We start from the raw sequence: 24,108 nt of genomic DNA, 5'->3' as shown, positions 1-24,108 counted from the left end.
GCTAGCGCCTCCCGCCCGGAGGTGGCATCTGGCCGGAACTCGCGGTCGTTTCCGGGACGCTGGAGCTGTCGCCCACTACGACCTTCTCGCCGGCCTTGAGCCCCTCCAGCACCTGCACCTGGACGTTGTTGCCGATGCCGGTACGGATACTGCGCCGTTCCACCTGCGCGCCCCTGAGCACCTGGACCGTCGCCTGTCCGTCGTTACGCTTTTCGGTGAGCGCGGCGACCGGGATGCAGAGAGCCTGTTTCGCCTGGTTCAGGATGACGGCGACCTGGGCGGTCATGGAAACCTTGAGCCGATTCTCGGCGTTGGGGACCTCGAACAGCCCGTAGTAGTAGATCGCCGAGCTGCCAGAGCTGGTACTGGAGCTGCTGGTCGAGCTGCTGCCGGTGCTCGAGGAAACCGGCCCCGGCTCGATGGCCCGCAGCTTGCCATAGTAGCGCCGGTCGGCATCCCCGAGAAGGGTGAAGTAGGTGGTGAGCCCCGGCTTTACCTTGGTGACGTCGGCCTCCGAGATCTTGGCCTTGACCGTCATGGTGTCCAGGTTTGCCAGGGTGAGGATGGTGGTGGCGGACTGGGTGGAGACCACCGTTTGCCCCTCCTCGGTGTCGATGGAGATCACCACCCCGTCGATCGGTGCGTTGATCCGGGTGTAGCCCAGGTTGGCCCGGGCGGTGTCCACGGCGATGATCGCCTTCTTCAACTGGGCATCCAGCGCCGCGATCTCGTAGCGGGTGCTCTCCAGTTGGGCCTGGGCGCTCTCCAGGTCGGCGCGTGGTCCGGCGTCCTTTGCCACCAGCTGGCTTTGGCGCTGGAAGGCGAGCCGGTACTGCTTCAAGAGCTCCTCCTTGGAGCGACGCTGGGCCTTCAGGTTCTCCACCTGGGCCTCGGCGTCTTTCAGCGTGTTCTGCTGCAGCACCGGGTCGATCTCGGCCAGGAGCTGCCCCTTTTTCACCTTGTCACCCAGCGCCACGTGTAAGGTCTTTAACTGCCCGGAGACCTGGGCACCCACCGCAACCGTCTTGAACGCCTTCAGAGTGCCGCTTGCCAGGACACTTTCTTCCAGATCCATGGTCGTCGCCGGCGCCGTCAGGTACGTCGGCTTCGGCTTGCTGAACCCCTTCTGAGCCGCCAGCCCCGCACCTCCCAGGACCAGCAAAACGACCAGTGCCACGACAATCTTCCTGCCAGAAAACTTCATTGTTTCTCCTGATCCTTGTTCCATCATCCTTCAAAGCCTGAGGGGTTTCCGCCTCCGGCATCCAGGTTTTCCCCTTCCTGCCGTTCCTCGGTTTTCCCCTCCGTGTTCCCCTGTGGTGAGACGCTTTACTGGCTTTGCCATTCCGACGAATACCCGTAGAGGTAGCCCACCCCGCGCACCGATTTGATCCTGTCGCCACCGTCCGTCGACGTGCCGAGTTTCTTGCGCAGGCCGCTCACGTGGACGTCCACGCTCCGGTCGAAACTGCGGAACTCGCGCCCCAGCGCCTGGCGGGTCAGATCCTCGCGGGTCACCACGTTTCCTGCCATGCGCAGCAGCACCTCCAGTACCGAAAACTCCGAAGAGGTGAGCTCCACCGCTTCGCCCGAACAGTAGAGCGAACGTGTCCCCAGGTTCATGGCGACGTCCCCCACCACCAGGGTACCGGGTCGCGACTCGTGGGCGGGGATCCCGCTGCGCCGCTGGATGGCACGCAGCCTGGCGATCAATTCGCGGGGGTTGAACGGCTTGCAGAGGTAGTCGTCAGCCCCAAGCTCGAGCCCCACGATCCTGTCCACCTCCTCGCCCCGCGCCGTCAGCATGAGAACCGGGACCTCGGAGCACTGCCGCAGCTTGCGCAGCACCTCGAAGCCGTTCAGCCCCGGCAGCATCACGTCGAGGATCACCGCTGCGTAATCACCCTCAAGCGCTGCGAGCGCCCCTGCGTTTCCGTCATGGACGGTGTCCACCTCGAAATCTTCGCTCCCCAGGTAGCCCTCCAGCAGCTGACACAGGCCGGCATCGTCATCGATAAGCAGGATCTTTTTTGCCACGACATCCCCCGATTTCATTATTTGTGGGCGAGTATAGCCCAAGCTGGTATAGGCAACTGTTAAGAGTTGTAAAGAAGTTTTAAGTAGTTTTCGGTGGTTGGAGCGAGGACTGGCGCAGGCTTTCCTTCAGGGGGCCAGGTTCGGACGGCAAGGTCAGGCGCAGCCCGCCCCCGGTTGACAACGCAGGGGTGGATGCTTAGGTTTCATGAAAACAACTACGGGAGCCTGAACATGAGTGAACAGCCCACCATAGATGTCGAATACAACGGCAAGCCTGACAGCGAGGAAAGCGGCGGGCTGGTGCTCGCCTCCGAGGTGCTGCCGCCAAGCCTTCCCATCATCCCGATCAAGCCGCGACCGGCCTTCCCGAATCTCCTCTTTCCGATGGCGGTCAGCGATCCCCACCAGAAAACCGCGGTGCAGCGCGCCCTGGAGAACCCCTCCCACGCGCTGGGACTCGTGCTGGTGCGCGATCCGTCCCGTCCCGACGGGCTGGAGAACCTGCACCGCGTGGGGGTGGTCGGCAAGGTAGTAAAGGTGATCCACCAGGACGAGGAGAACATCCACTTCCTGGTGAACACGCTGGAGCGCTTCAGCATCGAGGAGGTGACCGACCTGTCCGGAGCCTACTTCGCCCGGGTGCGTTACGAGTACGCGCCGGAACTCTCGGTGAACGAGGAGCTGAAGGCCTACTCGATGGCGGTCCTTTCCACCCTGAAGGAGCTGGTCCAGATCAACCCGCTCTACACCGAAGAGATCAAGCTCTTCCTGAGCCGCTCCAGCCTGGACGATCCGGGGCGCCTGGCCGACTTCGCGGCGAACCTCACCTCGGCCGACGGCCAGGAACTGCAGCAGGTACTGGAAGCGCTGGACGTCCGCAAGCGCATCGACCTCGTGCTGATCCTCCTCAAAAAGGAACTGGAGGTCTCCCGGCTGCAGACCAAGATCACCAAGCAGATCGAAGAGAAGATCAGCGAGCAGCAGCGCGAGTTCTTCCTGCGCGAGCAGCTGAAGGCGATCAAAAAGGAACTGGGGCTGGAGAAGGAAGGGAAGACTGCGGAGATCGAGAAGTTCGAGGAGCGCCTCAAGAAGCTCACCTTGAACCCGGAGGCGAGCCGGGCGGTCACCGAGGAGGTCGAGAAGTTCCGGCTCTTGGAGCCCTCTTCCCCCGAATACCACGTGACCCGCAACTACCTGGACTGGCTCACAGTGCTTCCCTGGGGGAGCTTCAGCAAGGATTCCTACAACCTGGACAAGGCGCGGCGCATCCTGGACCGCGACCACCACGGGCTCTCGGATGTGAAGGACCGCATCGTCGAGTTCATCGCGGTAGGGAAACTGAAGGGGAATATCTCGGGGTCGATCCTCTGCCTGGTGGGGCCGCCGGGTGTCGGCAAGACCTCCATCGGTCGGAGCATCGCAGACGCCCTGGGGCGCAGTTTCTACCGCTTCTCGCTGGGCGGCATGCGCGACGAGGCCGAGATCAAGGGGCACCGGCGCACCTACATCGGCGCCATGCCCGGCAAGTTCATCCAGGCCATGAAGAGCGCAGCGACGGCGAACCCGGTGCTCATGCTGGACGAGATCGACAAGGTGGGTGCCTCCTTCCAGGGTGACCCGGCCTCCGCACTCCTCGAGGTCCTCGATCCGGAGCAGAACGCCACCTTCCGGGATCACTACCTGGACGTCCCCTTCGACCTTTCCAACGTGCTCTTCATCGCCACGGCGAACCAGCTGGACACCATACCGGCGCCGCTCTTGGACCGCATGGAGATCATCCGGCTTTCGGGGTACGTGCTCGAGGAAAAAATGGAGATCGCCAAGCGCTACCTGATACCCAAGGCTACGAAGAACGCGGGGCTGAAGCCCGGACAGGTGACCATCAAGAAAGAGGCGCTCGCCGCGCTTATCGACGGCTGGGCGCGCGAGGCAGGGGTCAGAAACCTGGAAAACCGGATCAAGAGGCTGATGCGCAAGGCGGCGCTCGAATTCGCCTCCGGGCGCACCGAGCCGGTGGTGATCGGCAAGAAGGATCTCGCCGGTTACCTGGGACAGCCGGTGTTCGTGACCGAGGAGATCTTCCAGAACGTGGCTGGTGTCGTCACCGGGCTTGCCTGGACCAGCATGGGTGGCGCGACACTTCCCATCGAAGCGGCGGCGATGCCGAGCAAGGGTAAAGGGTTCCGCCAGACCGGGCAGCTCGGCAACGTCATGGTGGAGAGCTCCGAGATTGCCTACTCCTTCGTCATGGCGCACCTGAAGGAGTACGGTGTTGCCGAAGATTTCTTCGACACCCATTTCGTGCACCTGCACGTGCCGGCCGGTGCCACCCCGAAGGACGGCCCCTCCGCCGGGGTCACCATGGCCACCGCACTCATCTCGATGATGCGCGGCAAGCCGGTGCGCGCCAAGCTCGGCATGACCGGCGAGTTGACGCTTACCGGTCGGGTGCTCCCCATCGGCGGGGTAAAGGAGAAGACCATCGCCGCCCGCCGCGCCGGATTGAACGTGCTCATCTTCCCCGAGGCGAACCGAAAAGATTTCGCCGAGCTGCCCGATTATCTGCAGGAGGGAATCGAGGTACACTTCGCCAGCGAGTACCAGGACGTGTACAAGGTGGCCTTTGGCGAACCGGTTCAGAAGGTGAAGGCAAAACCGAAAGCGGCCTGACAAGCAGGGGCAGCATCTCAAGTGGCTGACAACAAAAAAGGGACTGGCTCCGCAAGGTGCCTGTCCCCTTTTTTTAATTAAAACCAAACCCCCTCTGTCTCCCCTTCGCAAAGGGGAGAACGTGGGGCTGCCCGTAGAGCTACCTAGCGACCGCATCCAAGCACCCGGAACTCGCGGAAGCACTTCCCCCTAAGAAGGTTCCCCTATGCCCCCACCGGCCCTTACCTTCCAGCTGCCATTGAGCCCTTCCCTGCTTACTACTCCTTGATCTCCTGCCCCGGGCTCACAAACGAGATCCCTTGCCCCGATGCCGTTCCGATCATGACACACTCGATGATCGGGGTGTTGATAGCGCGATCCGCATCCCACCGAACGATGAAGTTCGCACCGAAGCCACCCGCCACATCCTTCTCGTCGATGTGGAAATCCGCCGAGGCCAGCGGCCCCAGATTCAGCGCACCGGTGCGGTAGCGGCGCACCAGCTTGCCGTTGGTGTCGTAGTAGTCGATGGCGGTGATCCTGAAGGGCGCACCCGGATCGGTGTTCCTGATGCTCAGCGTGGCGGCAAGCTGGAAGGGGCGTTTCTTCGGACCGCTGAAGACGTTGGAATAGACCGGCACGTACACGGTCTGCCCCTTGGAAAGCCGGTACTCCGGCGCCGCATTTGCCGGGGCCGCGGCAACAACGAGCGACACGGCAACGAACAGGATAAGAGCGATCAGCGCGGGAAATTTCTGTTTCATGGTACAGCCTCCTTGTCGGTCTTGTTCACGTTCGCGAAGGAACTGACACCTGCAGAGCCAGTCCCCAAACTGAAGCTTTTCGTCGTTCAGCCTTCCGCAGCCAACGCCAGCCAGGCCTGGGCAGCCGGCGAGAGGTAGCCGCCACGCCGCCAGATGAGCGCCAGGTGCCAGAAGAGCGCCGGCTGTTCGACCGGAACCCGCCGGGTCAAGGGATGCGGCCGCTGCTCCGCGATCATGCGCGGCAAAAGCGCCACCCCCAGGCGGGTAGCCACCAACTCGATCACGAAATCGACCTGGCTCGACTGTGCTGAGACCTTTGGGGTAAAGCCGCTCTCCCGGCAGGCGTCGATAATCATCTGGTTCAGCGCGAAGCCCGGACCGTAGAGGATGAAGGGGAGCTCCTTAAGCTGCCTGAACGCCAGTTTGTCTGAGGCAGCCAAAGGGTGCTCCACGGGAAGCAGCACGTCGATCGGCTCGCGCCAGACCTCCTGCCACTCGAACTCCTCGCCGACGGGCAACAGTGTCGCCGCCAGGTCCAGCTCCCCTGCCAGCACCAACTCCTCGAGCCGCTTGCTGCCATGTTCCATGAGCTGCAGCTCGATTCCCGGGTAGCGGGTCCGATAGGCGGCGAACCGGTGGGCAAAAAGCGTGTTGCTGCCGATGAGCGGCACCCCCAGGCGCAAGACGCCCCCCTTCAGGCCACGCAACTCCTCGAGTTCCGCCTTCAGGTCGTCCCCCTGCGCCAGGATGGTCAGCGCACGGCGGTAGACGATCTCGCCGGCAGCAGTCAGCTTCACGTTCGTCCCGATCCGGTCCAAAAGCTGCAGCCCCAGCTCGTCCTCGAGCTGCTTGACCGCCTTGCTCACCGTGGACTGGGTGACGAAGACCGTCTTGGCCGCCCGGGAAAATCCTCCCTGCCGCACCACCTCGACGAAGGTCCGTAAGGTCCGCATCTCCATACACTATTCCTGATCAGAATCGGTTTGAGTCGAAAACTTCATTTTACGAATATCACAGAACAACCTATGATTCAAACATCGGAAACGGGAGAGACACATGACCAGGTATCTACGCACCACCTTCTGGAGGACCTTGCGCTCCAGCCGCTTGTTCCAAATCGCCCTGATCCTGCTGTTTTGGGCAGCGGGCGAAGGGATCGCGCGCACCACCCACCTGATGATCCCGGGCCCGGTACTTGGCCTGTTCATCGTACTCTTGCTGCTGGCTACCCGGCGGTTGAACATCCTCACCGTGCGCCGCGGAGCCCAGTGGTTTTTGGCCGAAATGCTCCTCTTCTTCATCCCGGCGGTTCTGGCGGTGCTCGATCATCCCGAACTGCTCGGCATGCTGGGACTGAAGATCCTGGCGGTGATCCTCTTCGGGACGATCACCATCATGGTGGTGACGGGTGCGGCAATCGATCTGTGCTATCGGTGGGTAAACCGTGGGGAGAAATGCGATGTGGTGTGATGAGCTGCTGATTCACGCAGTTTTCTGGTCCCTTTTGACCGTGGCCCTCTACGCTTTGGGGAAATTCCTGAACGCGCGCCGCCCGAGCCTTTTCACCTCGCCGCTCGTCTTCACCCCGGTACTGCTCATCGCTGTCGCCCTGATCGGCCACGTCCGGTATGCCGAGTACATCCGCGGGACGCACTGGCTCATGATGCTTTTGGGGCCGGCGACCGTGGCGTTTGCCATTCCCATTTACGAGCAGCGCGTGCTGATCCGCCGTCACTGGATGCTCCTGCTCATTGGGGTCGTCGCCGGCAGTTGTACTGCCGTCATCTCGTCCTGGCTCCTCTCCAAGCTCTTCGGGCTCGACGCCACCTTGTGCCTGAGCCTCTTGCCGCGCTCCATGAGCACCCCCTTTGCCATGACGGTTTCCGGTGATATCGGGGGAGTTCCCGCGCTCACCTCCGTCTTCGTGGTCATCACCGGCGTTCTCGGTGCAACCATCGGGGAGCTCCTGCTCAACTGCCTCCCCTTCCGTTCGGCGCTGGCCCGCGGGGCACTGCTCGGTATGGGGGCCCACGGTGCCGGCACTGCGAAGGCGCACCAGATCGACAGCGAGGTAGGTGCCATCGCCGGCCTGGTCATGGTCCTGGTCGGCCTGCTCAACGTCCTCAGCGCCCCGCTGCTCGCCCACGTGGTCTCATCCGCACTTCATTCATGGTAAATCAGCTTAAGCCCAAGGCTCGCGACAGGATCCCCGCCCCTTGCTTCTTTCTCATTTAGACGTTAGATTAATGAATCTGGGGGGTGGAAAGCCCCCCAAGGCATGAGAAGGGAGCAGAGTGACGATGAGAGCCATGGTACTGCAGCATTCGGGATCGCCCTTGCAGCTCAAAGATCTGCCGATCCCCGCGCCCGGTCCCGGGCAGCTGCTCATTAAGGTTGCCGCCTGCGCCATTTGCCGCACCGATCTGCACATCCTGGACGGTGAACTGACCGAGCCCAAGCTGCCGCTGGTGCCAGGGCACCAGATCGTGGGGCGGGTGGTGACCTCGGGGAGCGGTGTCACCCAGTTCAAACCGGGAGACAGGGTCGGCGTGCCGTGGCTCGGCTCCACCTGCGGCCATTGCCCGGACTGCAACGATGGACGAGAAAATCTCTGCGACCAGGCCCGCTTCACCGGCTACCACCTGGACGGCGGCTATGCCGAGTACGCCGTCGCCGACCAGCGCTTCTGTTTCGCGCTTCCCGAAGGGTTCGGGGACCTGCAGGCGGCGCCGCTTCTCTGCGCGGGGCTTATCGGGTACCGATCGCTGCGCATGACCGGCGAGGCCCGGCGGCTCGGGATCTACGGCTTCGGAGCCGCGGCTCACATCATCATCCAAGTGGCGCGCTGGCAGGGACGCGAGGTCTATGCCTTCACCCGCGCGGGGGACTACGAGGGACAGCAGTTCGCGCGCCAGTTGGGCGCCGTCTGGGTCGGAGCCTCCGACCAGCTCCCGCCCGAGACACTGGACGCCGCCATCATCTTCGCCCCTGCGGGAGAACTGGTCCCCGCGGCGCTAAAGGCCGTACGCAAGGGTGGAACCGTCGTCTGCGCCGGCATCCACATGAGCGACATCCCCAGCTTTCCGTACCACCTCCTCTGGGGCGAGCGCGTGCTGCGCTCCGTCGCCAACCTGACCCGCAGGGACGGCGAGGAGTTCCTGGAGATCGCCCCCCGGGTGCCGGTGCGTACCGAAGTGCAGCTCTACCCGCTTGAAGCCGCCAATGAGGCGCTTGCTGACCTGAAAGGCGGACGGGTGAAGGGGGCTGGTGTGCTGGTGGTGGATCAGAACAGTATCTGATACGAGCGGAACAGGCACAGCCAGGCATCCGGGGCTTTCAGGCGCTTTTCCGGTTCCTCTTGACAGAGAGCAATCTAAGTTATTACATTGGTTACGAAGCATAAAGGGGAGTAGTTGACGGTCACCTGAAAAGACCGACCCGGATCTCGTCAATACGGCTAACAGCCCGGGACCGGGGCAAACCTGCCAACAAGACCTTTATCCAGGCATCACGCCGGGGTAAAGGTCTTTTTCGTTACCCCGGCGGAACTCCAACGTCGGAGGTAACGCCATAAAACCATCCTCCCACGGAGGAGTGCATCGCCCGCCTGGAGCGGATGGCACGCTGGCGACGACGGCTCGTACCAAGGACGGTTTCCAGAGCCCCCCTTGGGGCAAGAGGAGAACGATAATGACAACGACCTGGAAAGGATTGGGATCAAGAATCAGGGACCGCATACGGGAGTGGATGGAGGACCTGATCCCCGCGATGTTCCCGCCACAGTGTCCGGTGCCGGTACCGGTCAAGGACGACCGGCGCCCGCGCTAAAGGGGCAGCGGCGAGGGAGGGCAGAGGGTACGCGCCCCCTCGCCGGCCTGCTTGGCACGACACGCATTGTCCTTCATGTCGTGCCCCATCCTGCCGATAGGGTTAGCAAGGCTTGGGATCGCGCGGCGCGGCAAGCGGCGCACCGGCATCGGGATGGTACGCAAACGGGGGAGGAAACAACGTGGCACAGGAAACGGATAAAGGATGCAGCAGTCAGGAGCACAGAGGTCACCTGTGCGAGTTGGAGAGTCAGGAAGAGTGGGAGATTCTCAGGGATGTCACCAACCAGCCCAAGGTGCGCTGCGAAACCTGCGGCGGCCGGGCCAATGCTGCCAGAAACGTCTGCCTGCCGACCGACCTGGAGGGGAACCTGCTGTCCTGCGACTAGCGATCATTTAAACGGGGGCGGATCAAGAGAACCGTCCTGACTGACAGGGACCGGAGCCGTGAGGAACCGGTCCTTTTTTATTGGCAGTGACCACTGTCGTCCGGGTGGATTTCGTTCGTCGTCGGATCGTGCGTGCCCGCATTGGCCGCGGCAGTTTTACGCGTGATCAGATAATACCCGATGGAGAGGGCCAGGATGATGGCGGCAATGCCCAATAACGCCAGGCCTGACAGGTCTTTGACGTCGAGGATGATGACCTTCCGCGCGATTGCGATAATTGCGACTGCCATGACGATCTGGGCGTGGTCAGTCGCTTCGCCCATGTAGGTCTTGGCGATGGTATCCAAGAGCTCGATGCCGATCAACACCAGCATGAAGAGTCCGAAGATATCGAGCAGTTCGTCAATTTCCAACAAAAATGTCGGTGGCGTAATGACATCCTTAATGATTACCCATGCGAGTTCGACTGTAGCAAGGAGCAGAACAAATATCATCATTACTACGAGAACCCGGACAATGATCTTCTCGAAACTCTTTATCACCGGCAGCATGCGTTTGTCTCCGTAGCATTAATAAGTCATGGGAAGAGTGATTGTCGCAACGCCCCTTGAGTATCAGCAGCTGCAAGTGCCACTGATTCAGTGGATGCAGAGGCATACCACCAGTAACCGCTTCTATTGTCAACAAATTTCCGACACCAAAGACAGATGAGATCCCACCTGTGCAGGACAGCAACAGTACGGGAGCGGTGGGCCAGGTTCAGGAGAACTAACTGCGGGAGGATCAAGGCGTAACCTCTCGATTTCAGTTATTTCATCTGGCGGGCCGATTTCTCAGCCACTTTTCCAGAGTAATGACGGGCAGAACGATTGCCCCGACCGCCATGGCAAGCAGCCATGCCCTGGTGTCCAGAGGAGTCGAACCGAAGAATCCCTGCAAAGGAGTGAGTTGCAGGAAGCCTGTTTGCATGAGCAAGAGGACACCGATGCCGACGAAAACCGATGGATTACTGAAGATACCTTGTGATCGGAGCGAGTTGCGCAGCGAGCGACAGTTCAGCAGATAGAAAATCTGGGAGAAGATAATGCTGGTCACGCAGATGGATTGCGCTTCGGCCAGTGCAAAGGCGTGCCGAGCCGCAGATACCGGCCCGGCCCCGGCAATCCGGAAGTATTCCCAGAGAAACAGGCCGCAGGCACCCAGGGACATGAGCAGGGCAACCAGCACGATGCGGGTGACGATAAAACCTGAGAAGACCGGTTCATCGGGAGACCGCGGCGCCCGCTTCATCGCCTGCGTCTCCAGCACCTCGAAGGCCAGCGGTACAGAGAGGGTTACGCTTGCCACCAGGTTTATCCAGAGGGTCTGGCTGGGCGACAGGGCCATGAGCAGTTCATTGGCACCTTCGACCCGGACCGTCGGAAAGAAGAACATCGCCAGGGAGAGCGTGCAGGCGAGGCCGAGATTGGTCGGGAGCACGAAGGCCAGGGACCGGACGAGATTGTCATAGACCCGGCGCCCCTCCTCTACGGCTGCAGCGATGGAAGCGAAGTTGTCGTCCATCAGGACGACCTTGGCCGCTTCCTTGGATACCGCCGTGCCGGTAATACCCATGGCAACGCCGATGTCGGCACGTTTGAGCGCAGGTGCGTCGTTGACCCCGTCACCGGTCATGGCAACTACATGACCTTGCGCCTGAAGCGCCTGAACCAAGGCGATCTTGTGCTCTGGCGCAACACGGGCAAAGACATTGGTGCTCATGACGGCGTCCCGGAGCTGGGCCTCGGAAAGACCATCCAGGTCTCTCCCCTGCATGGCGGTCTGCCCGTGCTTTAACAGGCCGAGTTCGCGGCCAATGCTTTCAGCAGTCACCGGATGGTCGCCGGTAATCATCTTAACCGTAATACCGGCCGCGTGACAGAACCGGATGGCCTCCACGGCCTCAGAACGGGGCGGGTCGATCATGCAGAGCAGACCGACAAAGTGCAGCCCTTGCTCAAGGTCACCAGGAACTATCTGCTCTTGTTGGGCACCTCTGCGCCGGGCACAGGCAATGACCCGCATCCCCTGGCGAGCGTAGGTATCCATGGCGTCATTGATAGTTAGCCGTTGCGCTTCACTGAGTTCACAACGGATCAGCACAACCTCCAAAGCACCCTTGAGGAGAATGTGGCTTTCACCGTCGATTCGGTTGAGCGTGGCCATGAACTTGGTGTCCGACTCGAAGGGTATGACGTCCAGACGTTCATGGCGTTTACGCAGTTCCTGGGCATCAAAACCGGCTTTGTGGCCGGCAGCGACCAGAGCCGCCTCAGTAGGATCACCCGTTATGCCCCAGGCATCTCCCTCTGCATGCAGGACGGCATCGTTGCAAAGGGTAGCGATTGTGAGTAGTTCCCGGAGAGGTTCCGGAAAAGTCGTCAGCCGGATACCGTCACGCTCGATATCACCATAGGGGGCATATCCAACGCCGGTGAACCGGTATTCCTGCCCATCAAGCCAGGCCACTTGTACCGTCATCTCGTTGCGGGTAAGAGTGCCGGTCTTATCGGAGCAGATAACGCTGGTAGAGCCCAGGGTTTCCACCGCCGGGAGGTGGCGGACAACAGCATGACGTTCCGCCATGCGACGCACACCCACCGCAAGGCAGATGGTGATTACCGCCGGCAACCCCTCGGGGATAGCCGCCGCGGCCAGAGAAACAGCAACCATCAAGGCCTCATCAACCGGTGCGCCTTTGAACCAGATTCCGAAGGTGATCAACACGGCGACCACGATTACCACGGCGACGGTAATCCCGCTGCTGACTTTGGCCAGTTGCCTCGTCAACGGGGTCTCCAGTTGTCCCGTCTGGTTGAGCAGGGCATTGATCCGGCCCAATTCGGTGCTGTTTCCCGTGGCAATCACCACGCCGGTGGCGGTGCCCTGGACCACCATGGTGCCGCTGTAGGCCATACACACCCGATCCCCCAGGGGAGCATCCGCGGAAACCGCGTCGATTCCCTTTCCGACCGGCAGCGATTCCCCGGTGAGTGCAGCCTCCTCGACAAGGAGGTTCTTGACCCGTATCAGGCGCAGGTCGGCCGGCACCTTGTCGCCACTTTGCAGGGTCACCACGTCGCCGGGAACCAACTCTTCGGCGGAAACGGTAACAGGAGTTCCCCCCCGGATTGCCGTTGTCGCCTCGGGAATCATGGCTGCCAAGGCCTCAATGGCCTTGCCGGCACGATATTCCTGGATGAAGCCGATGATGGCATTGATACCGACCGCGCCAAATACGACCGCTGCGTCGGTGAGTTTGTGGAGGGTAACAGCTAGACTGCCTGCCGCAAGGAGTAGCCAGCCGATGGGATTGTTGACCTGCCGCCAGAAAATGAGCCAGGGACCTGCTCCGCTGCTACGGGAAAGCGAGTTTTTCCCGTACTTCTTTTGACGCTGCGTGACATCGTCATCCGGTAGTCCAGTAATCCGAGATCCCAGTTCTGCCAATACTGAGTCTTCGGTCAAGGTATGCCACTGTCGTGTGTTTGCTTTCACTGAAGCCCTTTTATACCAGCTAGATCCATCCGGGGTATCGGCTGGAAAGCTCGTTCTTTCTGAAGAGTAAAGGTGAGATCCGAACACTTTATTGACTGATACAAGCTGATTGAGAGACTCATCTCATGCATTTCAAGATTCTGGGCAAATCACTCTTGCTCTTAATTGGGGGGCATGAGCCTATACCCCATATCAATGCCAGAGAGTGTCAAAATTGAGAGAGTTTTAAATATATCTTGAATGAATCAGGTTTCAACTCCCTTTCTATCCCTACGCCGACAAGATAACCGTAAAAGATCCGGCACCATAAGGTACCTGCTCTCTCCAATGACCTGTGACGAACCGCACAAGTGCCAACGGGGAGAGCAGTGCAGCATATCGCGCAATGGGTCGGCTTGTCCGCAGTTTTTCCGAGTCACGTGTAAGCCGAGATTCCGATGTACAGGGCAAATAAGCAAAAGACGCCCTGCTTTTTCTAATGCGAGCCTTATTTAAGCAAAGTGACCTCTGCTTTAGCTTAAAATACGCTGCGAATACCTACTGAACCTCGCCACGAAATATTTCTTCCCTCGTTTTTCGTTACGACACCTCAGCTCAAACCTAAAAAAACGCTGAACAGGCTTTTGCTCCCCCGTTTTTACCTAATGCGGCCTCGGTTTTCAAATCTTTGGCACGGCATTTTCCTGCGAAAGAGGCGCCAGTTTTACATTAGGATCGCGATTAGCTTAAATGCGAGGGCATTTAGCTTAACTACGAGGGCACTTAGCTTAACTACGAGGGCATTTAGCTTAACTACGAGGGCACTTAGCTTAACTACGAGGGCACTTAGCTTAACTGCGATGGCACTTAGCTTAACTACGAGAGCACTTAGCTTAACTACGAGGGCATTTAGCTTAACTACGAAGGCACTTAGCTTAACTGCGAGGTCACTTTGCTTAACTGCAAGGTCATGTAGCTTAACTGCGAGGGCATCGAGCTTAATATCGCGGAAATTAGCCTAGTGCCGCCGATTTTAGCTTAAGTAAGGGTGCCCTTAGCCTAACCAAGCGCAGGCTTGGGTCAATTTCCGGCGAATTCGGTTAAGGGCGCCAGGCTTTCAACTAAAAATGCGGCAGCTTTGGCTTAACGTAGGTATTTTTTGCTAAAGCATGAGAGGGATCAGCTTATATGGGGGGAATGTCAGCAAATCAGAGGTGCGGCACAGCTTAGGCGCAGAGATTTAAGCGAACCTGCAGGTGTGAATCGGCGAAGGTCGCGGGCTGAACGGCCGCGGCAGGCGTCGCCGGATCTTTTTTACCCCTTGCGGGGTTCCACTACCCCGTTTTCCGGTCCAGGCTGCGGTACTGGATCGCTTCGGAGATGTGGGTTTCCTTGATCTGCTCGACGAGTTCCAGATCGGCTATGGTGCGGGCCACTTTGAGGATCCTGGTGTAACTCCGGGCGGAGAGTCCCAGCCGGTCGGTGACCATCTCGAGCATCCTGTTCCCGGCCGCGTCCGGCTCACAGAACTTGCGGATCATGCGCGCCGACATCTGGGCGTTGCAGTGCACCCGGGTCCCTCGGAAGCGTTCCTTCTGCACCTCGCGGGAGCGCGCCACCCTTGCCGCGATGGCACCGGAGTTTTCTCCCTCGCCGCGATCGACCAAGTCCCGGAACTTGACGGCAGGGACCTCGATGTGGATGTCGATGCGGTCCAAAAGCGGACCCGAAATGCGCGAGCGGTAGCGCTGGATCATGAGCGGGGTGCACGAGCAGAGGTGCACGGGATCCCCCTGGTAACCGCAGGGGCAGGGATTTGGCCACAATTCCCAACTTTTCCATTGAAACCGTATCGGTACCCCGTGCCGTAGTGCCACCTAAAGGGTACCAGGTAAATCCTCAGACGATTGCCCAACATCTGCGGAAAAGGAGGATCGATCTCGGCTTGTTGCAAAGGCAGGTAGCTGAGGTGATTGGGGTAAATAAGGATAGCATCTATAACTGGGAAAGAGGTATTAAGCCGGAGTTACGGTTCATGCCTAAGATCATTGCATTTATTGGCCATGTCCCGTTCGAAGAGCCAACAGATATCCTTGGAAGGCTAGCCTACTATAAGCGGATACACGGATTGAGCTACGAGGGGCTTGGGGCAAAAGTCGGTATTCATTACGAGCAGCTTCAAGCTTGGCTGACCGGGAGAAAAAGGCCGAGCAGGAAGAACTTAATTCGCCTTGAAGATCTCCTTCGCTAGCATAGCAACTTCTGTCTGAAGCAGAGGGAAAGTACCTCCTCTTTTCGGACAATTTTTGTAACTAACGGACATATATTTAGAAAAGAACGACCGCAAGGGGAAGTAATGCCCTTGCGGTCGTATGCATTCGCGGCTAAAAATATAGTTGTGCGTAACTAGCTAGCAAGTAGGATTAGTCTAGTTTGATACTTCTCACCATTGTCTTCATACTTTAGCTCTGCATAATCCATTTTTTTCCCTGATTTCTCGGGAACACTAATCTTAGGCGAGTTCGATTTTGTACTTAATGTTTTAGAAATCTTTCTCACTTTAATCCTCCATTGCCTTGAGCCAACTGAAATCTATATTTTCGATATGTATCGAAAATAGAAAACAACGCATCAGCCAATATTAAGCCAAGTTGAGTGTCGTACCTTTCTGAAAAGGTCTGTCTTGAGTTACTATCTACTGCAAGAAAACCGTATATGTCTTGGTCTTTACCTTCACGACAACATCCATGATGCTCATTCTCACAGTAAACATACCTTATTGGCCACACTATCGTTGATCGATATTTTTTGTTTTCTGGCTTGAGTTGAAATGATGAGTTCTCGTAGTTTTCAAGATTTAAAACATCGTTGCTAAAAAAATAACTTCGGACGCGTTTGATGATTAAATTAAAATCGGTGTTGTCAGATATAAGGTGACTTTGCCCCTCTCTTTTATCTGACGCTAGACATTGTTCATTTGATACACCGTCTCTGGCTAATGTCGTTACAAAGTATGATGAGTAATGAGCCTCTGGCGCGTTGTCTTTTATGCCTACAACTTTTATGCACAACCGGCACTTAACACCAGTAGAAAGATTAAAAGCCTGAACGGCCGAGGTCAGAACCCGCACCAGGTCGTTTTTAAATTCATGGTGTTCATAATGGATTTTTTTATTCAGAGCCCAGTCGAGTCGGTGATATATGTCTCTTGACTGATGGATAGCTTCGTGCATGCACGCAAGAGCTTCTGCATAACGAGCTTTCTTTCCGTTTGTAACCGAAAAAAATATTACAACGATAAGCAAGACAAAAAAATACACCAAAAGTGCTATAAGCAGAATTACTTCTTTTGCGGTATGGCCAGAAGCAAAGACGCTCCCCAACGCACCTAATACCGCAAGGACCACATAGACGTGATGAAGATGGTCAAACCAATGTAGGCGTTTTAATCGAGCAACCCAAGCCGACATCTTTCTCCTTGCCGCAGGTATCCTCTTGAAAAAGGTCCTGCCCCCGTCTGGGGACCAATAGATTTATCGAATCGTGATAAACGAGAACACATTTACACGACTTAACGAATCTAGGCAAGGATTTTTTAATCAGTATAGCACTTTTTGACACTACCACCACACCAAAGGTGGCAAGCTCCTTCGTTCTCAGATGCCGCCATTTAACGGAATTTGGCAGCAATCGGTTACTGCAATTCCCTTAGGGTACCAGCATATCACATGCCATCACAAAGTGCCGTATTTTTCTGATACCCGTTTGGCCCTAGCCACCCAAAATGTTAAAAATTTCAACACTGCTGTTGGTTTTTTTAACACACGCGGACGACGTCAGGTGAAGGGGGGCTACTCCGGCTTTCAGCCATATAGCGGAGCCCTCCAATTTCTCACCTTTGCATCATAACCAGAACATCGACGTAGCCAGGGAAAACTTGAATGCGAAAAGCCTGACTCACATTAGCGTGCGCCTGCCCCTTCGTCCTCTGAAAAAGTACCTACCCAACCAACCGCGCATACCCCTGATTCACGGAATGAGCTACAAGGGGCTAGGGACTTGGGGCAAAGGTCGGCATTCCCTACAAGCAACTCCAACCTGGCTGATCGCGAGGACCAAGCCCAGCAGAAAGAGCCTGTAGACGGAAGTGATGTTTCTCCGAGGCTCAAACCATGAATAGATGCTCCCTCTCTAGAAGTTCGCCACGGGGGATTCCTAGCTTTGCGGCGTGAGCCTGCCACTGCCGTACTTCTCCCAAGACTCGGCCCATTATTTCCTCCGCGTCCCGTTCTCTCAGACGGTAGAAAGAGGCAGTTGCAAAGACCGTGTCTAGGTCAGGGTGGGTGCTGTCTGTATCCAGCGCTAAGACGTGGTCCGTTTTAGGCGACGGGTTCATGTCGTATGCCGGCGCTAGGCGCCAACCGTCCGGCAACCTCATGAAGCCGTGGTTCCGCAAGTGGTCGTCTCGGTTTGCCGTAGCCACATTGAACACCACTCGGATAAACATCTCCCGCAAGTCATGGTCAATCCAGCGCGGCTCCCCAACTTTGGACAAAAAATCTGCGAGATCAAGGTAACTACCCTCCTCGGCATTCTTACGTTCTAGTACTGTCATAGCCGAAGTGAAGAAGCGTCGTTGGCCATCCACCCTGTCGAACCGTCGTACCAGGAAGGTATGGTGGCGATGGCTCCCAATACGCAGCACCTCAGATTCTGGTACCGTAATACCGCAGCGCCCAGCCATATCGTGTACCAGCTTTTCCCAAAGGGCAACATCGTGGTCATCCTCGTTGGCCGGGAATTTTGCTATCCACAGCGATCCGTCCTTATTGGTGATGTTCGCCTTTGGGCGCGCGCCCCCCAATGATGACCCCGGCGCTACCAAAACGCGTAACCACTGCCTGATCTTGTCGAGGTCGTCCTCTTTAGGATTCTCCAACGCCAGGGCCACCTGCTGCAACTCTGCGATTCTGGTCACAGGCGGTGCGGCCAGCGCCTCATCAGCTAGGAACTGTGTTGTCCCTGGTGCACTAAACCGTAGAGCGCCCATACGTGTCAGATCCTGGACCCCTACAAGGTAATCCCAATCTGTGAGGGTTTTAGGTGGCCTTCTCTCTGCCTTCGCCTCTATTGCTTCACGGCGCTTCATCAGCACGCGACCCCAGCGGTCAGGGCAGGAGTCGAGGAAAACGGCAAAATGGGATTCCGTCGGAAACTGGTTACCTGTTACCAGAAAAAGCTCTGGGTCAAGCTGAAAGCTATGTGTGTGGCGGAGCCATTCACGGTCATAGACGAACCGGATCGTGCCACGCTCTCCCCGGAAAAGGGAACCTATTTGCTGCAATTGGCCATATGACGGATCATCCAGCCAAACCAGCAGTTGCTCATCTTTATTTTTTGCCATCGTTTTCTCCGGCGGATTGCACGAGCCTGCGAGGTGCACGCTTCCTCTGGGGGAGAGCTTCGTCTTGTAGTTGGCGGCCCAGGACATCATCCTTGGCCAGCAGCCCCAAATCGCCTAGCAAGCCCAACACACGCAATATCTGAACGTAAGTCCCAATTGCAACAGAAGCGTCGCCACTTTCGACCTTGTACAGGGTAGGCCGGGAAATGTTCGCTCGAGCGCAGACGGTCTCCATGGAGAAGCGGCGACGGAGCCTCGCATCTTTCATGCGTTGCCCCAGGGCTTCCATTTCCTTCGCCGCAACGGGGTATAGTAAAGTTTTAGTTTTCATAACGGATGTTATTATTTACATTCGTGCTCTTATTTGTCAACTTTATTTATCGTTAGCCCCTATCAGCTCAGACAAAGCGTTGTTGGTGCAAATAAATAGGGAGTTGACAAATAAAAGCTACCAGTGTACCCTGCCGCCGCAGACGACGCGGCGGCAGGGTACACTGGTGATAAAACACTTGACAGGCCAACAAGCGGCATGCTACCCTTTCTGCGCGCCTGATGCGCGCAGAAAGGGTAGCATGCCATCCCTCCACAATTATTCATACCTTCAACAATCTGCAATTTGCCGCGCGCAAATGTGGCCCGGTCAGTTGTACGACTAACCCTGGCCTACTGTCGGCTAGCTCAAAACCATACGACCGCAAGACTGCCTGTAAAATTGCAAAGTCCGTGCGTATAGCTAATGACATGGCGTAGCCCTAGCTTCATCCTACCAAGCCCCCACCCCACACTGCCGACATCTCCATCGCCTAAGAAGGAACGGGCCGCGCCTTCCTTGCCCGTGCCGATTCAGCAAGATACTTCTGGACTGAACTCACTGACCGATTTGTAGCTGAAGAGATTTCCTCAACGCTATATCCAATCTCCTTCATTAATAAGGCCGTGCTCCTAGCATCTACTGCCTCTGCTAAATATTTTGCCCTGCTTATCGCACCATCAGCGGCACGTCTTTGCCGCTGACGGTCAGCATGTCGTGTGGCCGCCTCCTCGGCGGAAATGATCGTCTTCATTTCTTTCATCTCAGCCGGGGTCAGTCCCAAGCGTACTACCAGTTCCGCATTTCCAAAGGTGTACCTTGGGTCAATTAACTTCCCCCGAAACATGACCATCTGGCCCTTCATTGCGGCCTCCCAGCGCGAGACAACTGACGACATAAAGCCCTCTACTTCCGCAGCAGACATCCCTGGAGCAAACTCCTCAGCCAGATAACGCAATTCCCCCGGCAACTCATGTGCGTCGTAACAGTGAGCAGCAAAACATGCTGCTAAAAATAAATATTCATCCCGTTGGCCCACCGGTACTCCACCTCGCATCCTGGCCAAGGCTCGCAGGTCATGCAGCCGATCCCAATGTAGTTGCTCACTCGAGAACACAAGAAGGTTCGGGTTCTGGCATTTATTTATGAACCTGGGGCCCGGCGCCTTTTTGCTCTGTTTCGGAGATGCCTCTACCTTCCTTTTTGCCACCTCGTCCCGCGAGAAGGGTAGGACTTCATCGCAAAGGGTATCGAAATCGTAGCAATCGGACCCTCTCCACAGAATCTCACATGGCTTCCCTGACTTGCTATTCACTGAACCTTCGATTCGTAGGACCCTTGAGGGCTCATTCGGTCGCGGGTCAGCTCCAAACGGCTTGAATTTCTTAAGCAGGTTTTTTTGGACCGCTATCCATCTAGGGAGGGCTTTTGAAGAGACTGGCTCGTCATAGTACCATTTCATGTAATACCCCCGGCCAGAGCTCATTATGACAGATGGCGGAGGCACGTGGAGGTCCTCGCAGTGCGCAAGTAGCAGGCCTACCATCTGGTAGTGGTTATACCCGCAGTAATCTGTATCGTAGGTGTCCAGGTCGAGAAACGTGACGCAAATGCGAGCAAGGCTCTCTTTTCTCCGATTCGGGCGAAAAAACTCGTTCTGGCTTATAAAGGTGTCTTGTATCCCCGCAACCATTTCCAAGGCAACGTTGAGTTGGTTTAAGCGGTAAGACCTTTGCCTCGACTTCTTGCCGCCCAACTGCTGCCATATGGCGAAGAAACCTTTTCTGTCAGTACTGTGATAACGGTTCGGCTCACTTTGCATCTTTGCCCCCATAGGTTCGAATTTGGTCCGACTCCTTTATTTCATCGGGACAGCAATACCGATTTGGGCTCGTCTGAGGAACCGGATTCTCAATGCCTGCAAGGGTTCGTTCCCGTACTATATGGTTGTAAGTTTGGCGGATCCAACCATACGCCCAGGTGGTCCTATGGTTCACCGCTAGGTAGGCAGCGACCTCTCTCCATGAAAGCCGATGCTCGTCTCGCAGCACCTGGACGAGTTGGAAGTAGGCCAACCGAAATTTTTCCCGTTCAGGTGCTCGCTTTCCACGTTTGAGAGCCTTGACTCGCGCTACACGGTGTTTGAGGATTTCACCCAGAGCCTCTGGGCAGCCTTTCCGTTTCAGCCGTTTTTCGTTATGGCGTATGTGGAGCACAGCGAGCACCAGGTTTGCGTAGCGAACCTCAGCCAGCTTCTCCCTAGGTATCTGCGTCGTCTGCTCCCCACCTCTGCGCTCGTTGTTAAATTTACTCAATAGATCCGTTTGAAGCCTGATCGCCTCCAACTTCACCGCCTCGCCTTGCCGCCCTAACCACGCCAGGAGTTCATTACGCTCTGAAGCTTTAAGAGCCGTAAGTTTGTCTACTAATTCCAGGTCGATGCGATATGTCCCTGTAAATTCATCGATGTTACAATCATTCATGTCCTACCTCCTCTTGTTACTTACTGATATAATTTGTACGAGCCAGCAATAGAGTTTTTTAGATGTGATAGTTTTTCACTATTAATTTTATAACTGACTGTTATAACAAGAGATAAGTCGCTTTAGGTGTTAACCTAAAGCGACGTAGTCGCTCGCGTTAGCGATAAAAAACCTTGCTGGCTTGCACAATATCTATCAGATGAGTTATTGCAATATAGTGCCAACAACGTTTTTATCTCCCGACTGGGATTTATATAGCAGCTGAGCAAAGCCAGCCCCCCCACCTAGTAGTAAAAATCACCCGTGAGGACGTTTGTCTTTGAAGCAGGGGGGAAAGAGCAGGAAGGGCTGAAGAGCGGACACCCTACTTAAAGTGTTGCCTATGGCGCGGCACGCACTCCGTTCGAACTGGACAGCTACCAGTAAAAAAGCTCGGTGTTCAAGCCAGGTTGTCCCAATGCAGGGGGTAGATAAATGCTGCATATCAGGTAATCAGGAGGCAGGACACATGCGGGGCACGATAGATTGGCAGACTCACGAACTTTTTAAGGCTGTGGACTGCGTGGGTAGCAGTAAGCATACGGCGAAGGAGGCAGCTCGTGAGAAGGGAGCTGAAACGTGGGCTGAGATCGGCAAGGAAATTGGTGTCCACTCGTATGCGACCGCTGATGCATATCGGGACATTTGGCAAGCGATAGGTGAGCATGCCAAGGCCGAAACTGGCTTAAAGGATATGACGAAGTTGGAGGCCTCGCACGTTCAAAGCTACCTTGAATCAAAGATTGAACAAGGCGTGAGCTATGCCACGTTCCAGCAGTATGCCTCTGCTGCAACCAAGTTGGAAGTAGCGCTGAATAGGTTCGCGGAACAGCACGGCCTTGAGCGGTCATATAATTGGGAACTGAGAGATGTGCGAGCAGAGGCACAGCAGGAACTTTCACGTTTTGAGGGCAGTAGAGCGTATCAGGATCCCTGGGCCGCGGTTGCAGCGATGCCTTCCCCCGATGCACGACTTGCTGCCTCGGTTCAGTACGAGGGAGGCGCAAGGATCAAGGAGGCCTCGCATATCAAAGAAAATCAACTGAAAGGTGTGGCAACAGTACCACACACAGGACAACCAGCGGGTGTTATCAGCGTTATCGGGAAAGGCGGCAAGGAGCGGGCCATCTATGTCGCGGTGAGCACCTATAGGGCCTTAGAGACTGCGGTACAACAAGGAGGCGGGCGGTTTTCCGTTTCACCTGACGCCGTTAGGAACGGGCTAAAGGAATCCACAGCTACAACAAAACAGATCTATACAGGCAGTCACGGACTGCGTTGGAATTTCGCTCAGGAACGGTTTGCCGAACTACAAGAGAGAGGAAAAACGCGGGAAGAAGCTTTATACCTCGTCTCGAACGAAATGGGGCATGAAAGGTCGGACATAACGGAGCATTATCTAAGGTAAATGAGGGCTAGGCGGAATCTCGGATAACCAATAACCAGATAGCAAAGCGCCACACCGTCACACACCACCAGGCGGCCAGGCCGGGGGAAGGCCAGGCGATCAGCAACTGGCAGCTAACATCACTATTTGACTCAGTTTCGCGCCCTCTCACGTTGGCATATCGCGGATGCCCGGGCGGTCATTTCCCCTTCCATTGCCAGGTATAACGACTGTAAGAAGCGCTCAAGATGACCAAGATCCGACCATAAAAGGTTCAGTCCAAAGTGGACCTAAATCCACACCATATCTCCAACCACTTGGAATTACTTTGGTTTGACCTTTTAGGAGGGCCGCTTCATGCCAGACCATTTCATGCCCATTCAACCGGAATCCACCACGCAAAGTGCCAGTTCTGGGCATGGTGAGGTTTGGCATATCATGGATGCACACCCCCACAAGGTACCAATATTCCATCAAATTCCAGAGAACCACCTAAATACGACACCTTTTCCGACACCCCGCGACCACCCCGCGACCACCTTGCGACCACCTTGCGACATACTTTGGCATCAGCCAGGCCTATCGTTGCATGGGAGTCCACACCCTCAGTTTAATAGCAAAGGTCGATATATAGACTAATAGGTTGAATTTATCTTATCATTTATGATAATATATAGTCATAAATGATAGCTTGGGAACTTTGATGCCAACAGAAGTCTCGAAAAAAACCGATTTGGAGGCGGGCCTGAATGACGAGGCAAAATGCCTGTTAAAGGCGGAACTCGCTCGGCGAAACATCTCGCACCAGGATCTGGCAAATCGCCTTTCAGCCGCAGGGCTTGCAACCACCAAAGCAAGCGTGGATTGCAAACTGAGCCGGGGCAGCTTTGGAGCCGGGTTCTTTTTGAAGTGCTTGAAAGTTATCGGCTGCGAAAGCCTGCCGATTTGCGACCTGAAATAGGAGGAGAATATGGGCGCATTGGACCGGAAGGAAATCGCTGCCGAGGCCAAAAAGCCGACGACCGGCACCCCGGAGGGAACCGAGAACCCGGCCCTGACAGCTAAGCTTGCCACTAGGGAACTGATAGACGCAGATGCTTCGGTAGAAAGTCTGGCTGTCAGGAAAGGCGGCGAAGCTGCCTTTGATAGGGCACGACTGTTGGCGCAAGGGCAGAAGTGTGATTGCTGCGGCGAGTTCAAGCAGTACCCCGAGGGAGTGGCCCTGTATGAGGAGCCGTATTGCGAGGACAAATGGTTCTGCCTGAAGTGCTACCCTGAATCGGAGCCTGACGACGAGTAGAGA

22 protein-coding genes are annotated in these 24,108 nt (G+C 56.6%); 10 read left to right on the top strand and 12 right to left on the bottom strand.

All coding sequences use genetic code 11. The features are described 5' to 3' along the window. Nucleotide 1 precedes the first annotated feature (1 nt). Together macA and H7688_RS11020 are read right to left on the bottom strand one after the other, a co-directional pair. Complete coding sequence (gene macA, locus H7688_RS11025; RefSeq protein ID WP_183361162.1) at nt 2-1,204, bottom strand: macrolide transporter subunit MacA; 1,203 nt, start codon at nt 1,202-1,204, stop codon at nt 2-4. Nucleotides 1,205-1,329: 125 nt separating this feature from the next. Then, nucleotides 1,330-2,037: a response regulator transcription factor gene (locus H7688_RS11020; protein WP_198424487.1), complete on the bottom strand. Its 708-nt coding sequence runs from the start codon at nt 2,035-2,037 to the stop codon at nt 1,330-1,332. Nucleotides 2,038-2,268: 231 nt separating this feature from the next. Between H7688_RS11020 and lon the strand changes: the two genes are divergently transcribed. Continuing rightward, entirely contained in the window at nt 2,269-4,707 is a 2,439-nt protein-coding gene (lon, locus tag H7688_RS11015; protein ID WP_183361160.1) for an endopeptidase La, read from the top strand. A 257-nt stretch (nt 4,708-4,964) separates the two neighbouring features. Here the strand turns inward: lon and H7688_RS11010 are convergent, their stop codons facing one another. After that, on the bottom strand, nt 4,965-5,450 hold the full coding sequence (locus H7688_RS11010; RefSeq protein WP_183361159.1) for a DUF3124 domain-containing protein: 486 nt from the start codon (nt 5,448-5,450) through the stop codon (nt 4,965-4,967). 86 nt (nt 5,451-5,536) lie between these two features. Beyond that, nucleotides 5,537-6,409 (bottom strand): LysR family transcriptional regulator, encoded by an 873-nt coding sequence (locus tag H7688_RS11005; protein WP_183361158.1) that lies wholly within the window; start codon nt 6,407-6,409, stop codon nt 5,537-5,539. Between the two features lie 97 nt (nt 6,410-6,506). Between H7688_RS11005 and H7688_RS11000 the strand changes: the two genes are divergently transcribed. From H7688_RS11000 to H7688_RS10980, 5 genes are all read left to right on the top strand, one after another. Beyond that, the gene (locus H7688_RS11000) at nt 6,507-6,920 is read left to right on the top strand and encodes a CidA/LrgA family protein (protein WP_183361157.1); all 414 of its coding nucleotides are present in this window, start codon (nt 6,507-6,509) and stop codon (nt 6,918-6,920) included. Beyond that, a complete protein-coding gene (locus H7688_RS10995) occupies nt 6,910-7,626 on the top strand; it encodes an LrgB family protein (RefSeq protein ID WP_183361156.1) in 717 nt (238 codons plus the stop codon). Before H7688_RS11000 ends, H7688_RS10995 begins: the two co-directional genes overlap by 11 nt. A 133-nt stretch (nt 7,627-7,759) precedes the next feature. Next, complete coding sequence (locus tag H7688_RS10990; protein WP_246329786.1) at nt 7,760-8,749, top strand: zinc-dependent alcohol dehydrogenase family protein; 990 nt, start codon at nt 7,760-7,762, stop codon at nt 8,747-8,749. 391 nt (nt 8,750-9,140) lie between these two features. Further along, complete coding sequence (locus tag H7688_RS10985; protein ID WP_183361154.1) at nt 9,141-9,278, top strand: hypothetical protein; 138 nt, start codon at nt 9,141-9,143, stop codon at nt 9,276-9,278. A gap of 181 nt (nt 9,279-9,459) precedes the next feature. Next, a complete protein-coding gene (locus H7688_RS10980) occupies nt 9,460-9,666 on the top strand; it encodes a hypothetical protein (protein WP_183361153.1) in 207 nt (68 codons plus the stop codon). Between the two features lie 77 nt (nt 9,667-9,743). Here the strand turns inward: H7688_RS10980 and H7688_RS10975 are convergent, their stop codons facing one another. From H7688_RS10975 to H7688_RS10965, 3 genes are all read right to left on the bottom strand, one after another. Then, nucleotides 9,744-10,217: a phosphate-starvation-inducible PsiE family protein gene (locus tag H7688_RS10975; RefSeq protein WP_183361152.1), complete on the bottom strand. Its 474-nt coding sequence runs from the start codon at nt 10,215-10,217 to the stop codon at nt 9,744-9,746. A 262-nt stretch (nt 10,218-10,479) separates the two neighbouring features. Next, nucleotides 10,480-13,203 (bottom strand): HAD-IC family P-type ATPase, encoded by a 2,724-nt coding sequence (locus H7688_RS10970; protein ID WP_183361151.1) that lies wholly within the window; start codon nt 13,201-13,203, stop codon nt 10,480-10,482. A 1,313-nt stretch (nt 13,204-14,516) separates the two neighbouring features. Next, nucleotides 14,517-14,966 carry a magnesium chelatase subunit ChlI family protein gene (locus H7688_RS10965; RefSeq protein ID WP_246329784.1) on the bottom strand — a complete coding sequence of 150 codons (450 nt, stop codon included), beginning with the start codon at nt 14,964-14,966 and terminating at the stop codon, nt 14,517-14,519. A 32-nt stretch (nt 14,967-14,998) separates the two neighbouring features. Between H7688_RS10965 and H7688_RS10960 the strand changes: the two genes are divergently transcribed. Beyond that, complete coding sequence (locus H7688_RS10960) at nt 14,999-15,433, top strand: helix-turn-helix domain-containing protein (RefSeq protein ID WP_183361149.1); 435 nt, start codon at nt 14,999-15,001, stop codon at nt 15,431-15,433. Between the two features lie 304 nt (nt 15,434-15,737). Here H7688_RS10960 and H7688_RS10955 read toward each other — a convergent pair whose 3' ends face one another. The 5 genes from H7688_RS10955 to H7688_RS10935 form a co-directional block, all read right to left on the bottom strand. Further along, on the bottom strand, nt 15,738-16,652 hold the full coding sequence (locus tag H7688_RS10955; protein WP_183361148.1) for a hypothetical protein: 915 nt from the start codon (nt 16,650-16,652) through the stop codon (nt 15,738-15,740). A 695-nt stretch (nt 16,653-17,347) separates the two neighbouring features. Further along, complete coding sequence (locus H7688_RS10950; protein ID WP_183361147.1) at nt 17,348-18,586, bottom strand: type II toxin-antitoxin system HipA family toxin; 1,239 nt, start codon at nt 18,584-18,586, stop codon at nt 17,348-17,350. After that, nucleotides 18,573-18,917 carry a helix-turn-helix domain-containing protein gene (locus H7688_RS10945; protein WP_246329783.1) on the bottom strand — a complete coding sequence of 115 codons (345 nt, stop codon included), beginning with the start codon at nt 18,915-18,917 and terminating at the stop codon, nt 18,573-18,575. Before H7688_RS10945 ends, H7688_RS10950 begins: the two co-directional genes overlap by 14 nt. A 472-nt stretch (nt 18,918-19,389) precedes the next feature. Beyond that, on the bottom strand, nt 19,390-20,718 hold the full coding sequence (locus H7688_RS10940) for an RNA polymerase sigma factor sigma-70 region 4 domain-containing protein (RefSeq protein WP_183361146.1): 1,329 nt from the start codon (nt 20,716-20,718) through the stop codon (nt 19,390-19,392). Beyond that, the gene (locus tag H7688_RS10935; protein ID WP_183361145.1) at nt 20,708-21,379 is read right to left on the bottom strand and encodes a hypothetical protein; all 672 of its coding nucleotides are present in this window, start codon (nt 21,377-21,379) and stop codon (nt 20,708-20,710) included. The genes H7688_RS10940 and H7688_RS10935 overlap by 11 nt, the downstream gene beginning before the upstream one ends. A 508-nt stretch (nt 21,380-21,887) precedes the next feature. On the opposite strand from H7688_RS10935, the gene H7688_RS10930 reads away from it, so the two are divergent. From H7688_RS10930 to H7688_RS10920, 3 genes are all read left to right on the top strand, one after another. Continuing rightward, nucleotides 21,888-22,826, top strand: a complete 939-nt coding sequence (locus H7688_RS10930; RefSeq protein WP_183361144.1) for a site-specific integrase — start codon at nt 21,888-21,890, stop codon at nt 22,824-22,826. Between the two features lie 682 nt (nt 22,827-23,508). Beyond that, the gene (locus H7688_RS10925; RefSeq protein WP_183361143.1) at nt 23,509-23,766 is read left to right on the top strand and encodes a DUF6471 domain-containing protein; all 258 of its coding nucleotides are present in this window, start codon (nt 23,509-23,511) and stop codon (nt 23,764-23,766) included. Nucleotides 23,767-23,775: 9 nt separating this feature from the next. Further along, complete coding sequence (locus tag H7688_RS10920) at nt 23,776-24,105, top strand: hypothetical protein (RefSeq protein WP_183361142.1); 330 nt, start codon at nt 23,776-23,778, stop codon at nt 24,103-24,105. Nucleotides 24,106-24,108 lie beyond the last annotated feature (3 nt).

The sequence above is a fragment of the Geomonas limicola genome, assembly GCF_014193675.1.
Taxonomy (GTDB): domain Bacteria; phylum Desulfobacterota; class Desulfuromonadia; order Geobacterales; family Geobacteraceae; genus Geomonas; species Geomonas limicola.
Note: the sequence above shows the minus strand (reverse complement) of the source record. Positions and strands in the feature narration are given on the sequence as shown.